The sequence below is a fragment of the Paenibacillus nasutitermitis genome, from assembly GCF_014641075.1.
Classification (GTDB): Bacteria; Bacillota; Bacilli; order Paenibacillales; family Paenibacillaceae; genus Paenibacillus_Z; species Paenibacillus_Z nasutitermitis.
On record NZ_BMHP01000003.1, the window covers coordinates 719,227 to 734,329 of the forward strand.

Genomic DNA, 15,103 nt, shown 5'->3' on the forward strand with positions numbered 1-15,103 from the left:
GTTAAAGACGCCAGCGTTTTTTTTCGTTTGCCTGACCTGAATGGAACAAAAAAGCCTGAGCCCGGTACAATACCGGGTTCAGGCCTTACTATTGCGTGGTTACGGACTAGACACGTACTCGAAGCTTATTTCATCATCTTGATCGGCAGCCTCCCGAAAGACTTCCACTATGGCGGAATAGCTACTTTCATGCCTGGAGTCTGCGATCCATCTGATCGTCATTGGCTTAGGCAGATGCCCGGTAACACAATCCCATAATGCATCCAAATTTTCTCCGTACCATTCAGGCAGATCAAGCTCCTGCCTCAGCCATTCATGGACGTTCCTATACTGATCGGCCTCCGACTGTTTCAGCTCCACAATGTTATTCATTCGGGAACACTGCCTTCCTTCGTAATATCCGTAAACGACTTGTAATGATCGGTCGTCATATAAATCAATCCGTCATTGGAATAGAGAATCCGGTCCGCACCGCGCGGCCCTTTCTCATAATTAATATCCGCTTCCTGCCATACCCTGCTAGCCGCCTTGGGCAGCAGTCCCTCTCTGTTTCCAAAGCGGTCACCGCCAATACTTTTACCAGGCGCCACCTCATTCAGATTCCCTTTGGCAGGTACCCAGCCAAGCTGCCCGGCTTCTTTTTTCGTTATGAAATTTGCCGGAAGCTTATGATGCTCCCGGATATAATCCGCTACATCCTTAAAGCTCGTGAGCGGGGCTGGAGACCTGACGGCTGTAGAAGAATCACCACTCCCATTTACACAGCCGGTCAGCAGAACCACCAGCATTACGATCATCCCTGCCAGCAAATATGACCAGCGGCCCCGCTGTTTCATCGATACGTTCAACACTAGTTTTCCCCATTTCCGCCTGCTTGCTGACGGACAATTATACAAGTCAGTCAGTTCTTCCAGATCAACTATTATACCATCCAGCTATCGTTATTGCATAACCGCCCGGAATAAAAGCTATGCTTTTGAATACACACGATCGATAGTTTGCGCGTAATGCGGACGCGCGGACCAACGGATCATGCGCGATACACGCAAAGCATCAATAACATTCTCACGAATGATTCGTTGTTTGGATGGCTATACGAATCACCGACACCATGGACCAGTATCCAACATGTGGTTTCATCCAATCGGATGCCAGGCCGATCGCGTAATATTTACAAAATTTATACGATTATGCAACGATTCCCTGTTTAGAACTGTCATATATAGTAGAGAACTGGCCAGTTTTCAATCTAAATGCGAGAGGTGTATATTTGTGAAGAAGTTCATAGTTTCGCTGTCCATCTGTGCGATGTTGTTTGGAGTGCCTTCTGCATATGCCCAATATGGAGTTGGCGATACGGTTAGTACGGCAGTTCCTGTCAGTCCCGGGTCCGGCTACGGAACGTTTCTGCAAGGCGGTGAAGCTGATATTTTCGTATACAATAATAGCACTGCTCTATCGGTAACGACCACGGCAAATCTTCAATCCCCTGCAGGCGTTAATTATAACTATTGGGTAGAAATTCACAATCCGGGCGGCTCTGTCACAACCCTTAATCCGTGGGATAACGGTATCGGTAGTTTAGATTCTATTCAAATAACGGTTGGGCCGGGAAGTAAAGCTTACTTCATCGTGTCCGACACCGGAACGTTATCCAGCGCAAGCTATAGCTTCTGGCTGAATTAAGCCATTTCATTAGAGGCCGCTAATTCTAGGCGGCCTCTAACTTGCAGTTGCTGTCCGCCCTTGCGAAAAATCCGAAGTCTCTCGCATTGGGGGATCAGCGGATGGCCGAACGCTCGCAGCGAACCGGTGTCAACAAGGAACGGATAAACTTCAAGCGGGAAGAGCAGCCTTCTCGTGTTCAGGACTCCGGAGTTGGAATGAGTACTTCGTCCGCTCCGGAGAATGTGTTGTTTTTCGATTGTTCAGTCGTAGAAAAAAAACGATAATAACAGGTCACTTGCTCATAACCTGCCACTATCGTTTTTTTCTCGCAGCTGATCCAATCTATCACAGTGCAACATCCTTGCTTTCGTACGTTTGCTTGGTTCGTTCCATTTTGCGTTTTTCCATGAAGTTGCCAAACCTGGCCAATAAGGTAGAGATGAGCACCGCGAAGATGACCATGCTGTAGAAGCCAGCCCCGATCCCTATACCTACTCCACCAACGAACAGAATCATCGCTGCCGAAGTCAGCCCTTTAACCTGCAATCCGTCCTTCAGAATAACGCCTGCTCCCAGAAATCCGAGTCCGGATACAATCTGGGCCGCTAACCGCATCGGGTCCATCATCCTGCCCGGGGAGCCATCGCTGTATTGCTCGACGCTGTAAATGGAAATCAAAGTGATTAATGTACTCGCAACACATACATACATGTAGGTTTTCAAGCCGGCCGGCTTGCTCTTGGATTCACGGTCCCAGCCAATCAGGAACCCCAGTAAGGCGCTTACAAGAATGCGAATATACGTTTCGTAGTGCTGCAAGGCATGAGATTCCATCCATATAAGAATAGAGTCCACTCTTCTTCACCTTCTGATTAGATATTAAGCCCTTCCTGATCATCAAGCCGGGCACGATGGCGGCATAATCCGATGGCGGGAAGCGGATTGTTGCAGGTCATAAGCGTTACACCGCAGTCGAGTGAATCGTGCACTTGCTGTTCCACATCGGGGCAATAGCTCCAGGCATGAATGCCCCTATCCTGAAATTCTTTCACGAGTTCGGGCTTCAGCAGCTTCATACTGATGCCGACAGCCCACATTTTAGAGTACGTCCCATGCTCGCCTTGTACAAAGTTCTGCATGAGCTCTGCCGGGAATCCCTGTGTCCGCAGCCCCTTTTGATCGAATATATAGGCAACAATCGCCGCATCAAAGCTAGTAAACACACAGCGTTCCAGGTAGCCGTACGATGTCAGCATGTCGATCGCCTTGTCTGTCACTTCCTTCGCATCCGGAGCAGGCTTTATCTCCACATTTAAGAGGATGTTCGGATATGGCTTGATCAGCTCGCATAGCTCAGAAAGTGTAGGAATCTGCAATCCCTTGAATGGTGTGCCGAACCAGCTGCCCGCATCCAGGCGCTGCAGTTCAGCAGCTGTATAATCCGCAATCTTGCCCGTACCGTTAGTGGTGCGGTCTACTGTCTCATCATGGATGACCATGACCACCTGATCTGCGGATAAACGCAGATCAAACTCCAGCATATCCACGCCGTTCTCCATTGCCTGCTGGAAGGACAACAACGTGTTTTCCGGATAAGCGGATGCATAGCCCCTATGCCCGGCAACCAGTACTGCAGATTTATTCATATCATGCTCAATCATCACTAATCATCCTTACTGTCTGAGGGTAGGAGACTGTTCCTGCAGCCAGATTTATACCTGGTATACCGTCATGCCGCTGTCCTGAAAAGGCATGACCTGCTCTTCCGTCGCTTCGACTCCAGTGATCAGCGTATGAATCGAGCTGTTCGGAGCTACGGCATGCAGGGACAGCTTGTTAATCTTGCTATCATCCGCCACAACAATAATCTCCCTGGCCGCTTTGATCATGCCTTGCTTGGCAGGTACAAGACTCGCTTCCGGGTGCATCAGTCCATGGTGGGAATGGATCGCAGGAATACCGATAAATGCCTTCTCCACATGCAGGGAGCTCAATACATGATTGGTAAACATGCCGTTGAGCATATAACTCGACGGATACAGCTCACCGCCGGTGAGGATGACCTTAATACCCGAAGAATCGTGCAGCTCCGCGGCAACGTTTATATCATTGGTGACCACAGTAATATTCTTACGGTTGACCAGATTCTTGGCAATATGAAGCGTAGTCGTTCCCGAATCGATAATGATATGCTCTCCATCCTCTACGAGGCTGGCAGCCTTCATCCCGATCCGCATCTTCTGTTCCAGCCGTGCAGTGGAGCGTTCACTGAACGAAGGCTCCTCATGGGTCCAATGCTCGGCGATGACACCTCCATGGGTCCGCTTGAGCAGGCCCTCCTGTTCAATCTCCATCAGATCACGCCTGATCGTTGCCTCATGAACTCCGAATTCCAGTGCCAGTGCCGCCACGGTTGCAAGTCTATGCTGTCTTACATATTGCAAGATCCGCATCTTTCTTTCCACTGCCAGCATATACACCCTCCCCTGATGTTCATATTCACTTGTTATATTGTATAATTTATTCATTTAATTTCATAGATGCTGGGGTGAGTAGAATCCGGGGATTGGAATGCTGTTATGACCAGTGAAAATGCAAGATCGTTTTCTGCCATGTAAGATGTGAAACTGCGTTCTCCATCGCTTTATCAAAATCCTCCGCTGAAGCTATGTTGGTGGATTGCTCGGGCAGCAGCTTGCCCAGTGTCCGCTGGAAAGAAGGATCCTTCATCGCAGACAGCACTGGGTAAAAGTCCGACCGCGAGCTACGGCTGCTTCCTCTCATCGTAATGCCCTTCTCCAATACATCCCGGGTATTTATAGGCACCCTCTCCTCCGTTACACCCATCAGAATAAGATGGCCGCCCGGCCGCAGGATATCGATCGCCTGGTTAATGGCATTTTCGGAGAAGCGCCCTCCCGTGCAATCCAATGCAATGTCATGTGTGTTCCCTTCGGTAAAGTCATATTCCTGAACGAGCTCGCAGGTTGCAAAGTCAAATTGCGCAAGTTTGTCAGGTACGACACCGAATACGAGCAGCCGGTCCTTGCTGACATGAAACACATGGTGCAGGATGGCAGCCGCCAAGTATCCGACAGGTCCGTCCCCGAATACGACGATCTTCGAATGCTGCAATTGTTCTGCTACATGAGCCAGTGCCTGATAGGAAACCGTGCACAGCTCAAGAAGTACAGCAATCTCATTGGGCACCTCATCGGGCACAGGGATGGCGCATCCCGCCGGAATAACGAGCCTGCTCTGGGCAATGCCATCTACGCCACTGCCGAGAAATTGGCCGTGGTAGCAATAATTCTCTTCTTTATTCCGGCAAGCCGGGCAGCACTCCTCTGGTTCTATGCCCTGAATTAGACTGCCCGGAATATTAGGAACGATTACAACCCGTTGACCGACAGGCAGATGAGCCGTTTCAGTTTGTACCACAGTTCCAATCCCTTCATGAATCAGGGCCATGGGCAGCTTCTTCTGGAGCGCCTCCGGTCTGCGGTTCCCGCTGTAGTATCTCATGTCCGCATGACAGATGCTCCCCATCAGGGGCTCCACAACAACCATCCAATCGGCAAGTTCATGCTCAATTACGGTATCAACGACCTCATAAGGCTTAACTAACCGGTAGGCACGGGACATTACACTTTTCTTGCTGGATACATGTTGAATCAAATTCATAACCTCCACTCTTGATGACTATCCTTTTTCAGAAATGTTCATTTATGTTTATATATGCTTAATTACATACTACTTCCGCTTTCCGCGACAGTCAACACTTTTTGAATTTTTGAGCATGATTTCGAACTAATTAGCGCGTATTGTGGGGATGAACCGTAATTTTAAGTGTGATATTGCTTGTTTCAATTTATTTTATGCTCATTAGTTATCATTTGACTCTCCAATTAACTGCACACCGTAAGGAGAGCATTGCCCTGCAATGCTCTCCTTACGGTGTTTGATTCCATCGAGGCTCTATTGTGCGAGAAGCCGCTTGACCCTGGCGGGGTAATCACTAATAATGCCGGACACGCCATAGTCGATCGCCCTCCTGATACTGAGCTCATCGTTAATGGTATACGGATACACCTGCAGCCCCTGCCCGATGCATTCCCTGATGTTCTCCTGATCCAGACGCTTGAACTTCGGATGCAGCGAATACACATCGAAGCCTGTGATTGTCGCCATCAAGGCATGCCGAACCGGCCGGCAATCATAGAGCAGGCCTACTTTCACCCGCTCCTCCAGCTGCTTGAGCAGTGCCAGACTCTCGTGATCGAACGAAGAGACCACGACATTATCCAGCCGTCCCTCCCGTTTCAGCAGCTCCAGCAGCACGGGCTCCAGCCGGTGACCGCTGGTGTCCTTGATCTCTACATTAACCATCACCCCAGGCGGTACCAGATCGAATACCTCCGTCAATAAAGGAATCCGCTCTCCGGCATACTGCTCGCCGAACCAGCGGCCGGCATCTACCCGCTTCAACTCCTCCGCAAGCAGATTGCTGATCTCACCGGTCCCATCACTTGTCCGGTCAATCGTACTGTCATGACAGACGATCAACTGGCCATCCCTTGAGAGGTGTACGTCCAGTTCAATCGCGTCACACCCTTGTTCCAGCGCCAGCTGAAAGGCTGCCATCGTATTCTCGGGCGCTTCACCCGCCGCGCCGCGGTGGGCAATCGTTAAAATTCTCTCGCTCATTCTGGCATTTCTCCATTCATTCAGGTTTGAGAGGCTGTATTATTTGAAGGTCGAATTGGACATCGCCGCTATGATATGCTTCTGAGCGAATGCAAACACGATGACGATCGGGATAATGACAATGACGCTTGCCGCCATCAGCTGATGGAACATAATCGCTTCGTTCCCCGCAATGGAATCCCGCATCTTGGCAATTCCCAGCGTAAGCACACGCATCTTGTCGGAGTTGGTCATAATAAGCGGCCAGAAGTACGAGTTCCAGCTTCCGATGAAGCTGATCAGCACGACTGTCGTCACAGTCGGCATTGCCATCGGCGTCAGAAGCCCATACAAGACCTGCATCCGGTTGGCTCCATCCATCTTCGCCGCCTCAATCACGTCATTATTAATCGATTTGAACATCTGCCGAAGCAGGAAGATGCCATATGCCGAAGCAGCATTCGGAATGATCAGGGCGTAATACGTATTAATCCACCCTAACTTGGACAACAGGACATACACTGGAACAAAGGTCACCTGATCCGGTACGATCAGTGCCGCAAGAATCAACAGGAACAACTTGTCTCTGCCGATGAAATTGCCCTTTGCGAAGGCGTACGCAGCCATCAGACCTACATTAATTTGCAAAAAAACGATGCCCGCAGTCTGAATGATCGTGTTCATGGAATACTGGGCAAACGGAATCGTCTTGAACACATGGGCGAAATTCTCCCACATGAACTGCCTTGGCCAGAATGTCGGTACAGCGAGTGTCAGCTCTTCGGCAGTCTTGAATGCCGTGATGACCATCCAGTAAATCGGGAACAGCATCAGAAGTGTTATGATCGCGGCAGTCATATAACGGGTCGCTGTGAACACCGGAGTTTTCATTCTTGGACGAACCTACCCTTCGTAATGGACTTTCTTCTTGGATAACACCATCTGCAGCAGCGTCAGCAGAATGATAATAATGAAGAACATAATGACCAGCGCTGACGCCCGGCCTGTTCTGAATTCCTGGAATGCCATCTCATAGATCCAGTAAACCATCGCTTTTGTGGCGTTCAATGGTCCGCCATTCGTCAATATATCCACAGATTGGAATACTTGCATAGATGAGATAAAATTCGTGATCAACAGAAACAGCGTGGTCGGCGAGAGCAGCGGCAAAGTAATATGCCAGAACTGATTCCACCTGGAGGCCCCGTCCAGATTAGAGGCTTCATAATAATCCACCGGAATGCTGCGCAGCCCGGCAATGAAGATAATCATTACGAAACCGACGCCTTTCCATACGGATACAATAATGAGCGCCCACAACGCCGAGCCCGGTCTGTTCAGCCATTGCACGGGCTCAGTACCGAACAAGCCCAGGAACTCATTGAGCACCCCATACCTTCCATTGAATATCCACATGAATACCATAGAAACGATAACCATTGAGATATAATGGGGCATGAACAGAATACTGCGCATGAAATTAAAGGCCCGCGAGGCATGATTGAACAACAATGCCAGCATCAATCCGATGGCCAGCGTCAGCGCCACGTCCAGAACGGTATATGTAAACGTAATGCGCAATACTTTATAGAACATCTCGTTCTGCAGCAGATACGAGTAATTGTCAAAGCCAACAAACTTTTTGACAGGTCTGGTCATATTCCAATTTGTGAAGCTCAAATACAGGGAATTGAGTAATGGGTAATAAATAAACACCATAAGGCAGATTAATGCTGGAAGAGCGAAACTGAAATCCTTGAACCCCTCCATAAACCGGACCCGTGAGAACCTGCTTACGCTTCTTGTTGCCGCATGTGTCTTGCGTTCCAGCTGATTATCCGTCACTTTCATTGCGGCTCCCCTCTCCTATCTGACAGATATGGGCATGCGAGCGCTGTTACATCGCTCGCATGCAGCCCTATCAAATTCTAGTATTCTTGAAGAATATCGTTCATTTCCTTGATCTTGCTCTTCAACAATGGGAACGGATCCGCACCCTCCAATATCATCTTGCCAACCGCCTCCATGTAGATGCCGTTAATCTCCGTATAGGCAGGATGTTGAGGACGTCCGATAACATTGTCGAAATTATCGAATACCACCTTGTATTGCGGCAGCTCTGCAAAATAAGCCTTGCCTTCTTCAGTATCCACTACCGACTTGCGAGTAGGCAGATAACCGGTTTCCTTGGCCCATTCCACATTGTGCTCCTTGCCGGTCATGAACTTAATGAATTTCCAAGCCGCTTCCTTCTGTGCGTCCGGCGCTTTATCCATCATGACAATGCCTGCGCCGCCAATGTTGGAAATCCGCTTTTTGTCTCCAGGCAAGAAGGATACGCCTAACTCGAATTTTGCATTCCCCATGTATGCTGACTTCAGCGTTGCCGAGGAATGATGCACCATTGCGATCTGCTCATCGAGGAACATTTGACGCATATTAGAGGAGGCCCCTGGTCCATAACCCATTTGCACGGTACCGTCAGTCGTCCACTTGCGGAGGTTCTCCAGCCATCTCAAGCCGTCAGGCTGATCGAAACCTACTGATTTCTTGTCCTCTGACAGTACCGTCCCGCCTCCGTTGATCATCCACGGATCGGTATACCATGCATCCCAGCCGGGAACCGCGAAGGCATAGCGTTTGGTTTCTTTGCCTTCCTTGACCGCAACCTTCTCGATGAAGCCATCGATTTCGTCCCATGTTTGCGGAGGGGTAACCCCCAGGCTATCAAGCAGCGTCTTATTGTAGATCATGACTGATACCGCAACGATCAACGGAAATCCGTATTGACGGCCATTATATGAATAAGCTTGCAGCATTCCCGAAGAGAAGTCCTCCATATCAACGGCATCCCGTTCGATGAAAGGGGTCAGATCCGTGAACACGCCGCTGTCGGCAAAATTGGGCAGTGAGGCCACTTCTACATTCGTGACAGCCGGCACTTCATTCGCAGCAACGGCAGCCTGGAGCTTCTTGTGAAGATCCGGGTAACCTCCCTGGAACACCTCTTCAACCGTAATGTGAGGATTTTCCTTCTGGAACTCCGAAATCATCTTTTTCAGAATGTCCATCTGCACTTCATTATGGGAATGCCAGTATTGAATCGTAACCGGTGTAGTATCCTCTTCCTTAGGCGCCTCCGGTTTCGGATCGTTCGTTGCAGGCGTATTCTGCCCTGTAGTAGCCGGCGGAGTGTTCTGGGCGTTGTTCGAGCAAGCGCCCAACAGAAGCGTGAATATAGTGATAATTGTAAGAATCAATGCCGTTTTTGATCGTTTCATCTGTTTCATATGCCCCCTCAATATCAATCATCCATGCCTATCTGCATGTATTTACCTGAATACATCCTTGTAATAAATACTGATCAACTTGGTGGTGTCGGTCGATGATACGGTAGATGCGAAACCGAAGGCAAGCCTGGCTTCTTCCGGATGATTCATATCCGGTATCTGAATGGCTATACCCTCCGGCTCTCTGAATGGCAGCGTGTATCCTGCTCTGGTGAGTTTTCTCTCTAAGGTCACGCCCGTATTCAAGTCGACTGAGGTAATATAGACGTTGCCGTCCGGATAAACCGACCCTTCTTTGCCGTAGCTAGTGCCTTCCAGTATATATGCATAGCTGCCATGCTTCGTATAGCCTTGGAACGAGGTAGCTACTGCCGGAACTGGGATATGCGACAGCGAGACATAGTTGTTCTGCTTCACCTGCTCGAGATCAAATACATCAAAGTAGTAGACGCCATTCAACCGGTAACGGAGAAGCAGATGCCCATATTCCATATCAATACTAGCCGTTGTATTATAGGCGCCAGGTATAATATCATGCTTCTCCAGCCATGGCGTGTTCGGTGTTACAACTGCCCCATCGGTAAACGGAAATCTGGCGAGCTTCGTCCCTCTGCCACCACCGCCTTCATCAAAAGAGTCCGTCTCTGTCCACAGGTAAGCGACTGGCAGCCCATTCTGTCCGATACCCGGTTCCACGCCGATCGATACGCCATGCCCTGCCCCTTTAACATACATGTAGCTTAGCTTATTGCCGGCAAAATCAAGCTTTGTAATGGTTAAGTCGCCGCTAGCCTTTCTCACTGCCGCCGATACGGCCGCAGGCTCACCCGGCAGCTGCAGCCCGCCCTGAGTCAACTGCGCCACATAGATATGCTGATTCACATTGTCGAAACCGATCGACTGCAGCACGGTCGCATTGTGAATCGCCTTCTCGCGGATCAGCATAGTAGCGGGAGTAGTAAGATCGAACGCATCCGTTGACGGTATACTTGCGTATACTTTGTTATTCACTATGAAAGTAGAACCAAGCAGCGTAGCAATAATGCATATTAGTGCGGCTTTAAATAACCATATGCGACTGGCTTGCTGATGCATAATCAAGGTCATACACCTCCAAATGATTTTCGGATCAGGTCTTGAATACGCTTACATTTCCGTAAAACAATTCAATCTCGTTTCAGACACCCCCCTCTCTTTATAAAATTCAAGCATCATATAAACATAATTGTTCATTAATGAACATTTATAAATCATATTATGCATAAACGCACTCCCTTTTGCAACATAAATTTCAATAATGTTCCAAAATTGGTTCCGAAGTATGCCGATAGAGCAGTTGGATTGCAACGGAGGAACCATTGTCACCGCACAGCAGAAAGAACCCTCGTCCGTCGATGGTTCTTCGTGCTCCCAATGCGATTATCCTGTACCATTTTGAGTACCTTACTATCGTCATCTCGTTGTTCATTCAGATACAACGAATGAACTGTAATCTTCCGTTCATACTCCGTTCATTTTGGATGGATAAAATAATAAAAATAAACTCGTTCCGGGGTGAAAAGATCATGTTGCCATATAGTAAGTGGTTGATCCGCGTTGCAGCCATCTATTCATTGATTGGCGCTTTAATCGGATCAGACATGGCAGGAAGAAAAGAGTACACCATGGTTCCTGCTCATGCTCATATTTTAGTTGTCGGTTGGCTTACTCTATTTGCATACGGTATTTTCTATTATGTATTTAAAGAGATCCAAATGATTAGAACTGCCAAATTACACGCATGGACGAGTCTGATCGGTGGCGGACTAATGCCGATGGGGATGCTCGTGTATTACCAATCCGAGAACACCGCCACACTGTTATCTTTTATTATTCCTGCAGTCATCTTGCTTATAGCAATCATCTTGTTCATTATCATCTTATTTTTCGATAAGAAATTGTTTGCCCGCAAATAACAACATGCAGCCGGTATCCTCGTGGATAGCGGCTGCATTTTTTTTGTCGTTAGACGGATTCTGCCTGATTATTTACCGTTAGCAGCTTTCAGCCCTTCACGCGGGTATCGCCAAGATAGGGGATCAACGCATTTTGCAAGGCCGTATAATCGGCTGCCGTGTAGGTCATTTTATCGCTTATGCTGGAATCGGTAAGGAGCAGTTTCACATTATTGGCCGTGCTGTATGCAAGGCCGGTTTCGTTATCGGCTTTGTTCACGACATCTCCGGGATTTAATCGCATTTGGTTGATGAAATCAATACCGTTTGCGGCGATATTAGCCCAATTTGTATTATTGTTATAATCAATCGGTATGCGGATTGGCGGTTGCCAATATCCTCCGATCTCAAATTTTCCTGTTCCCGCTGCACCAGCGGGCAGGCCGGTTGATAACATCGCCGATAAGGAAATAACTACGGCAATCAACCTTTTTCTTCTTCTCATCATTATCACTCCCTATATCGTTTGTAAGCGATTTCATTTATATAGTAATACGATACGGGAGCTTGTTTAAAGAGTAATTTTTGCAGATAAGGTGTAACTTTTAAATGGTATTTCCAGTGACATCGTTGGGGCTTATAAATCTATTGATTTACCTGCTTCTTGAATCCGATGTGAAGTGCCGCAATGCCTCCCGCGAGCGGATGTGCTTGTACAGCCGTGAGCCCAGTTTGTCTGAAAATACCGGCCAGCTGCTTGTGATCAGGAAAGTGAGTCAATGATTCGGGTAACCATTTGTACTGCTCATGGCTGTTGGCTGCGAATTTACCGACCAGCGGTAAAATATGTCGGAAATAAAAATAATAGAGTCCTTTAAATGGCTGCCATGTTGGCTTCGACAACTCTAATGAAACAACCATGCCGCCAGGTTTTACTACCCTTTGCATTTCCTCGATAACGGTCACCAAATCCGGCACGTTGCGCAGCGCAAGCCCTATTGTGGCATAATCGAAGGTATTGTCTTCATACGGCAGCTGCATGGCATTGCCTCGAACTAGTGTGATTTGCTTTTCCAATCCTTGCTCGCGTATTTTAGTAGCGCCATGATCGAGCATATTCTGGCTGAAATCCAACCCCACCATATGTCCCGTCCCGCTATCCCGCGCCAGATCAATGGTCCAATCACATGTGCCGCAGCATAGGTCGATGGCCGTACTTCCCGGCTCCACATTCATCTTGTTCATCGTGTACTTTCTCCATGCCTTATGTCTGCGAAAGCTGATCAGATCATTCATGAAATCGTATTTCGGAGCAATCTTCTCGAATAAGGAGTGAACAAATTCTTCCTTGGATTCCGACTGTTGCGTGGTCATTGATCTCACCTTTCTTCTAACGCCTTCGTCCTTGCCTGACTTCGCTTCTCACAAGGCGATTTACAATAATTGTATCACGCTCCTATTCTCAATAATAGATATGGCCATGTAGACACTTTGTGAATAAACTGGGCCGTTCCTATTATGGAGGTATCTCCTTCTTGCCATTGTGCAACCTTATCCTCCATCAGGCGTCAATAAAGTTAGAAAAATAGGGAAGGTGCCGATTATGAAGAAGATACATCTCCTCCTCCTCTTAACTGTCCTTTCAGCGACCCTCATTGGATGCGCCGCCGATTCGGCCAATAAAGATATGAAGAAGGATCAACCCCTAGTCGATCTCAATGCTCAACCCCAACTCGACCTTAATGCTCAAACTGAACGCTATAAGGGTTTGGAATTTAAAACGGAGCGAGACTCTAATGGAGATCTTGTTGCCAAGCCGATTGGCCTATCGGAAAATAATTATCTATTAAGCGGCGGACCTGTCATTGAGTTGAAGGGGGTCTCGTATCACACCATTCATTTCTTCTATGGCGAGCACAACGCAATTAACGCTTTGGTGGCCCATGATCCTTCTACGGACGAAGTACAAGTGAAATGGAGCGATCAGTTGAGCAATTCCAATAATCGCTGGAACAATGCATTCATACGCAGTTATAATATGCTGATTCCGTTGGATGAAGATCATCTATTATTTTTGGAATCGGAGCTGACAGAAGAAGGAGGGCAATATCATTTGTCCTCCTATAATGTGGTTACGGGAACAATCGAACGGCTTCGGGAAGACTTCTGGCCGCTTACGGACGACTACGATTACATCTACAAGCTCCAATGGAAAGCCGATGAGCAAAAATTATTCATGCAGAGTTACCTGGGGAATGTATGGATCTTTGATCTGAAGACAGGGAAGGACGATATCCATCCTCTGAAATATCGCGTTATCCCCCATTCAACGACCGGGGCGCCATCTCTGTTCCTCTCGCCAACCTTGGAGAGGTTTGTACATGATGACGAGAGCGGCCAATTGACCTTTTATAATAATAAAGGCATCCCGCTTCATTCTGTACCGCTGCCATCGGGACAACACATTCCTTCTGAGAAAATAAAATGGAATCCCGCGGGCACGATTGCCTGGATGGATCAAGCAGAGGACGAACAGAACCGGATTCTTGCAATCGATATCGATTATTTGAAAATAGCTCCTCAACAAATCAACTTCTATAACCCCGATGGACTCCCTATTGGATCCATTCAGGCTGGAAGCGGGCGTGAGGGAGCGGCGTTGGAAGTTGCGGGATGGATGGACGCCAATGTCGCCGTGATGAAATCCTATACCGTAGAGCTCCAAGAAGCGGAACATGCCGGTCTAAAGGTGAAGGATGTTTCTTATTATCTCTATGATATAAAGAACAAGGAGAAATTGGACACCGTTGCTTCCATCCCGCCCAGCGCAACCGTTACTTCCGATCACCAAAGGAGCGATACGGACGATAAGGGGACTATCATTGTAAACGATAAAGAGATCACCTATCTAAAAGGAAAATACTAATTCCTATGTAGGTGGCACCAGGAAGGGTGGATGGATGGGCGGGGGCATTACTTGTTAACGGGTTGATAGCTCAAAAAAATGATTTAGATGACCGAGCAAAGGCTGCGGATTGCTAGCAATATATGAAGCATGATCACCAGCTACCACGACTAGTTTGGTGTCAAGCAATTCTGCCATCTCATTGGCGTATTCTGGGCGAATAATAGCATTGTCTCCAATGACGACCAGGACGGGCGCAGTCATTTGTTGCAGCTGCGTCTGTTCTAGAAAATCCCCTTTATCTGCGTTATTAGCCATCTCTGCGCCTTTGGCGATAAGACTGGGCCAGTTTTCAGGATGCGGGGCTACATGTTCGTATTCTTGCTTCATTAGTGATGGAAACCTTCTGCTGAAGCCTGTTTAAGTCCTTCGACAATATAGGGAAAGTAGCCATCCATACTATAGACGGTCGAGGTAACTTCGTCTTACATTAGTTCGGTGTACGCCAAAAGTTTACCGTACAAGTGGGCATCAAAAACCGCGAGCATCAAATTTAACGTGCCTTTCAATGACACCTGGAAAACTCCGATTCAAGCCGCTATGACTTCTTGGAACAATGT

18 protein-coding genes are annotated in these 15,103 nt (G+C 48.0%); 4 read left to right on the forward strand and 14 right to left on the reverse strand.

From position 1 onward, the window contains the following. Positions 1–99: 99 nt before the first annotated feature. Positions 100–372, reverse strand: a complete 273-nt coding sequence (locus IEY46_RS22180) for a barstar family protein (protein WP_188995107.1) — start codon at positions 370–372, stop codon at positions 100–102. After that, complete coding sequence (locus IEY46_RS22185; RefSeq protein WP_188996119.1) at positions 369–836, reverse strand: ribonuclease domain-containing protein; 468 nt, start codon at positions 834–836, stop codon at positions 369–371. The genes IEY46_RS22180 and IEY46_RS22185 overlap by 4 nt, the downstream gene beginning before the upstream one ends. Positions 837–1,272: 436 nt before the next feature. On the opposite strand from IEY46_RS22185, the gene IEY46_RS22190 reads away from it, so the two are divergent. Both IEY46_RS22190 and IEY46_RS22195 read left to right on the forward strand, forming a co-directional pair. Then, the gene (locus IEY46_RS22190) at positions 1,273–1,686 is read left to right on the forward strand and encodes a hypothetical protein (RefSeq protein ID WP_188995109.1); all 414 of its coding nucleotides are present in this window, start codon (positions 1,273–1,275) and stop codon (positions 1,684–1,686) included. Positions 1,687–1,727: 41 nt separating this feature from the next. Next, positions 1,728–1,952, forward strand: a complete 225-nt coding sequence (locus IEY46_RS22195) for a hypothetical protein (RefSeq protein ID WP_188995111.1) — start codon at positions 1,728–1,730, stop codon at positions 1,950–1,952. A 61-nt stretch (positions 1,953–2,013) separates the two neighbouring features. Here IEY46_RS22195 and IEY46_RS22200 read toward each other — a convergent pair whose 3' ends face one another. The 9 genes from IEY46_RS22200 to IEY46_RS22240 form a co-directional block, all read right to left on the reverse strand. Continuing rightward, positions 2,014–2,502: an MgtC/SapB family protein gene (locus tag IEY46_RS22200; RefSeq protein WP_188995113.1), complete on the reverse strand. Its 489-nt coding sequence runs from the start codon at positions 2,500–2,502 to the stop codon at positions 2,014–2,016. A 38-nt stretch (positions 2,503–2,540) separates the two neighbouring features. Beyond that, on the reverse strand, positions 2,541–3,329 hold the full coding sequence (locus tag IEY46_RS22205) for a glycerophosphodiester phosphodiesterase family protein (RefSeq protein WP_188995115.1): 789 nt from the start codon (positions 3,327–3,329) through the stop codon (positions 2,541–2,543). Between the two features lie 51 nt (positions 3,330–3,380). After that, positions 3,381–4,142: a DeoR/GlpR family DNA-binding transcription regulator gene (locus tag IEY46_RS22210; protein ID WP_188995118.1), complete on the reverse strand. Its 762-nt coding sequence runs from the start codon at positions 4,140–4,142 to the stop codon at positions 3,381–3,383. 103 nt (positions 4,143–4,245) lie between these two features. Continuing rightward, on the reverse strand, positions 4,246–5,346 hold the full coding sequence (locus IEY46_RS22215) for an alcohol dehydrogenase catalytic domain-containing protein (protein ID WP_229750463.1): 1,101 nt from the start codon (positions 5,344–5,346) through the stop codon (positions 4,246–4,248). 300 nt (positions 5,347–5,646) lie between these two features. Further along, entirely contained in the window at positions 5,647–6,375 is a 729-nt protein-coding gene (locus IEY46_RS22220; RefSeq protein WP_188995122.1) for a glycerophosphodiester phosphodiesterase, read from the reverse strand. Positions 6,376–6,414: 39 nt separating this feature from the next. Next, positions 6,415–7,245, reverse strand: a complete 831-nt coding sequence (locus tag IEY46_RS22225; RefSeq protein ID WP_188995124.1) for a carbohydrate ABC transporter permease — start codon at positions 7,243–7,245, stop codon at positions 6,415–6,417. Positions 7,246–7,257: 12 nt separating this feature from the next. Then, complete coding sequence (locus IEY46_RS22230; protein WP_373288858.1) at positions 7,258–8,205, reverse strand: carbohydrate ABC transporter permease; 948 nt, start codon at positions 8,203–8,205, stop codon at positions 7,258–7,260. 77 nt (positions 8,206–8,282) lie between these two features. Next, a complete protein-coding gene (locus IEY46_RS22235; protein ID WP_188995126.1) occupies positions 8,283–9,635 on the reverse strand; it encodes an ABC transporter substrate-binding protein in 1,353 nt (450 codons plus the stop codon). A 51-nt stretch (positions 9,636–9,686) separates the two neighbouring features. After that, complete coding sequence (locus tag IEY46_RS22240) at positions 9,687–10,739, reverse strand: phage baseplate protein (protein WP_373288877.1); 1,053 nt, start codon at positions 10,737–10,739, stop codon at positions 9,687–9,689. 470 nt (positions 10,740–11,209) lie between these two features. On the opposite strand from IEY46_RS22240, the gene IEY46_RS22245 reads away from it, so the two are divergent. Next, a complete protein-coding gene (locus IEY46_RS22245; RefSeq protein WP_188995130.1) occupies positions 11,210–11,599 on the forward strand; it encodes a hypothetical protein in 390 nt (129 codons plus the stop codon). Positions 11,600–11,687: 88 nt separating this feature from the next. Here the strand turns inward: IEY46_RS22245 and IEY46_RS22250 are convergent, their stop codons facing one another. Continuing rightward, positions 11,688–12,083, reverse strand: a complete 396-nt coding sequence (locus IEY46_RS22250; protein WP_188995132.1) for a hypothetical protein — start codon at positions 12,081–12,083, stop codon at positions 11,688–11,690. Between the two features lie 140 nt (positions 12,084–12,223). Beyond that, positions 12,224–12,952: a demethylmenaquinone methyltransferase gene (locus IEY46_RS22255; protein ID WP_188995134.1), complete on the reverse strand. Its 729-nt coding sequence runs from the start codon at positions 12,950–12,952 to the stop codon at positions 12,224–12,226. Between the two features lie 229 nt (positions 12,953–13,181). Here IEY46_RS22255 and IEY46_RS22260 point away from each other — a divergent pair, with 229 nt between their 5' ends. Continuing rightward, positions 13,182–14,504, forward strand: a complete 1,323-nt coding sequence (locus IEY46_RS22260; RefSeq protein ID WP_229750465.1) for a hypothetical protein — start codon at positions 13,182–13,184, stop codon at positions 14,502–14,504. Positions 14,505–14,558: 54 nt separating this feature from the next. Here IEY46_RS22260 and IEY46_RS22265 read toward each other — a convergent pair whose 3' ends face one another. Next, on the reverse strand, positions 14,559–14,873 hold the full coding sequence (locus tag IEY46_RS22265) for an alpha/beta fold hydrolase (RefSeq protein WP_188995138.1): 315 nt from the start codon (positions 14,871–14,873) through the stop codon (positions 14,559–14,561). Positions 14,874–15,103 lie beyond the last annotated feature (230 nt).

Excerpts from the sequence above, each read along its gene's own strand:
- IEY46_RS22230 (WP_373288858.1), bottom strand. The coding sequence starts at position 8,205 with ATGAAAGTGACGGATAATCAGCTGGAACGCAAGACACATGCGGCAACA.
- IEY46_RS22260 (WP_229750465.1), top strand. The coding sequence starts at position 13,182 with ATGAAGAAGATACATCTCCTCCTCCTCTTAACTGTCCTTTCAGCGACC.
- IEY46_RS22245 (WP_188995130.1), top strand. The coding sequence starts at position 11,210 with ATGTTGCCATATAGTAAGTGGTTGATCCGCGTTGCAGCCATCTATTCA.
- IEY46_RS22220 (WP_188995122.1), bottom strand. The coding sequence starts at position 6,375 with ATGAGCGAGAGAATTTTAACGATTGCCCACCGCGGCGCGGCGGGTGAA.
- IEY46_RS22200 (WP_188995113.1), bottom strand. The coding sequence starts at position 2,502 with ATGGAATCTCATGCCTTGCAGCACTACGAAACGTATATTCGCATTCTT.
- IEY46_RS22210 (WP_188995118.1), bottom strand. The coding sequence starts at position 4,142 with ATGCTGGCAGTGGAAAGAAAGATGCGGATCTTGCAATATGTAAGACAG.
- IEY46_RS22180 (WP_188995107.1), bottom strand. The coding sequence starts at position 372 with ATGAATAACATTGTGGAGCTGAAACAGTCGGAGGCCGATCAGTATAGG.
- IEY46_RS22225 (WP_188995124.1), bottom strand. The coding sequence starts at position 7,245 with ATGAAAACTCCGGTGTTCACAGCGACCCGTTATATGACTGCCGCGATC.
- IEY46_RS22185 (WP_188996119.1), bottom strand. The coding sequence starts at position 836 with ATGAAACAGCGGGGCCGCTGGTCATATTTGCTGGCAGGGATGATCGTA.
- IEY46_RS22250 (WP_188995132.1), bottom strand. The coding sequence starts at position 12,083 with ATGAGAAGAAGAAAAAGGTTGATTGCCGTAGTTATTTCCTTATCGGCG.
- IEY46_RS22255 (WP_188995134.1), bottom strand. The coding sequence starts at position 12,952 with ATGACCACGCAACAGTCGGAATCCAAGGAAGAATTTGTTCACTCCTTA.
- IEY46_RS22205 (WP_188995115.1), bottom strand. The coding sequence starts at position 3,329 with ATGATTGAGCATGATATGAATAAATCTGCAGTACTGGTTGCCGGGCAT.
- IEY46_RS22235 (WP_188995126.1), bottom strand. The coding sequence starts at position 9,635 with ATGAAACGATCAAAAACGGCATTGATTCTTACAATTATCACTATATTC.
- IEY46_RS22265 (WP_188995138.1), bottom strand. The coding sequence starts at position 14,873 with ATGAAGCAAGAATACGAACATGTAGCCCCGCATCCTGAAAACTGGCCC.
- IEY46_RS22240 (WP_373288877.1), bottom strand. The coding sequence starts at position 10,739 with ATGCATCAGCAAGCCAGTCGCATATGGTTATTTAAAGCCGCACTAATA.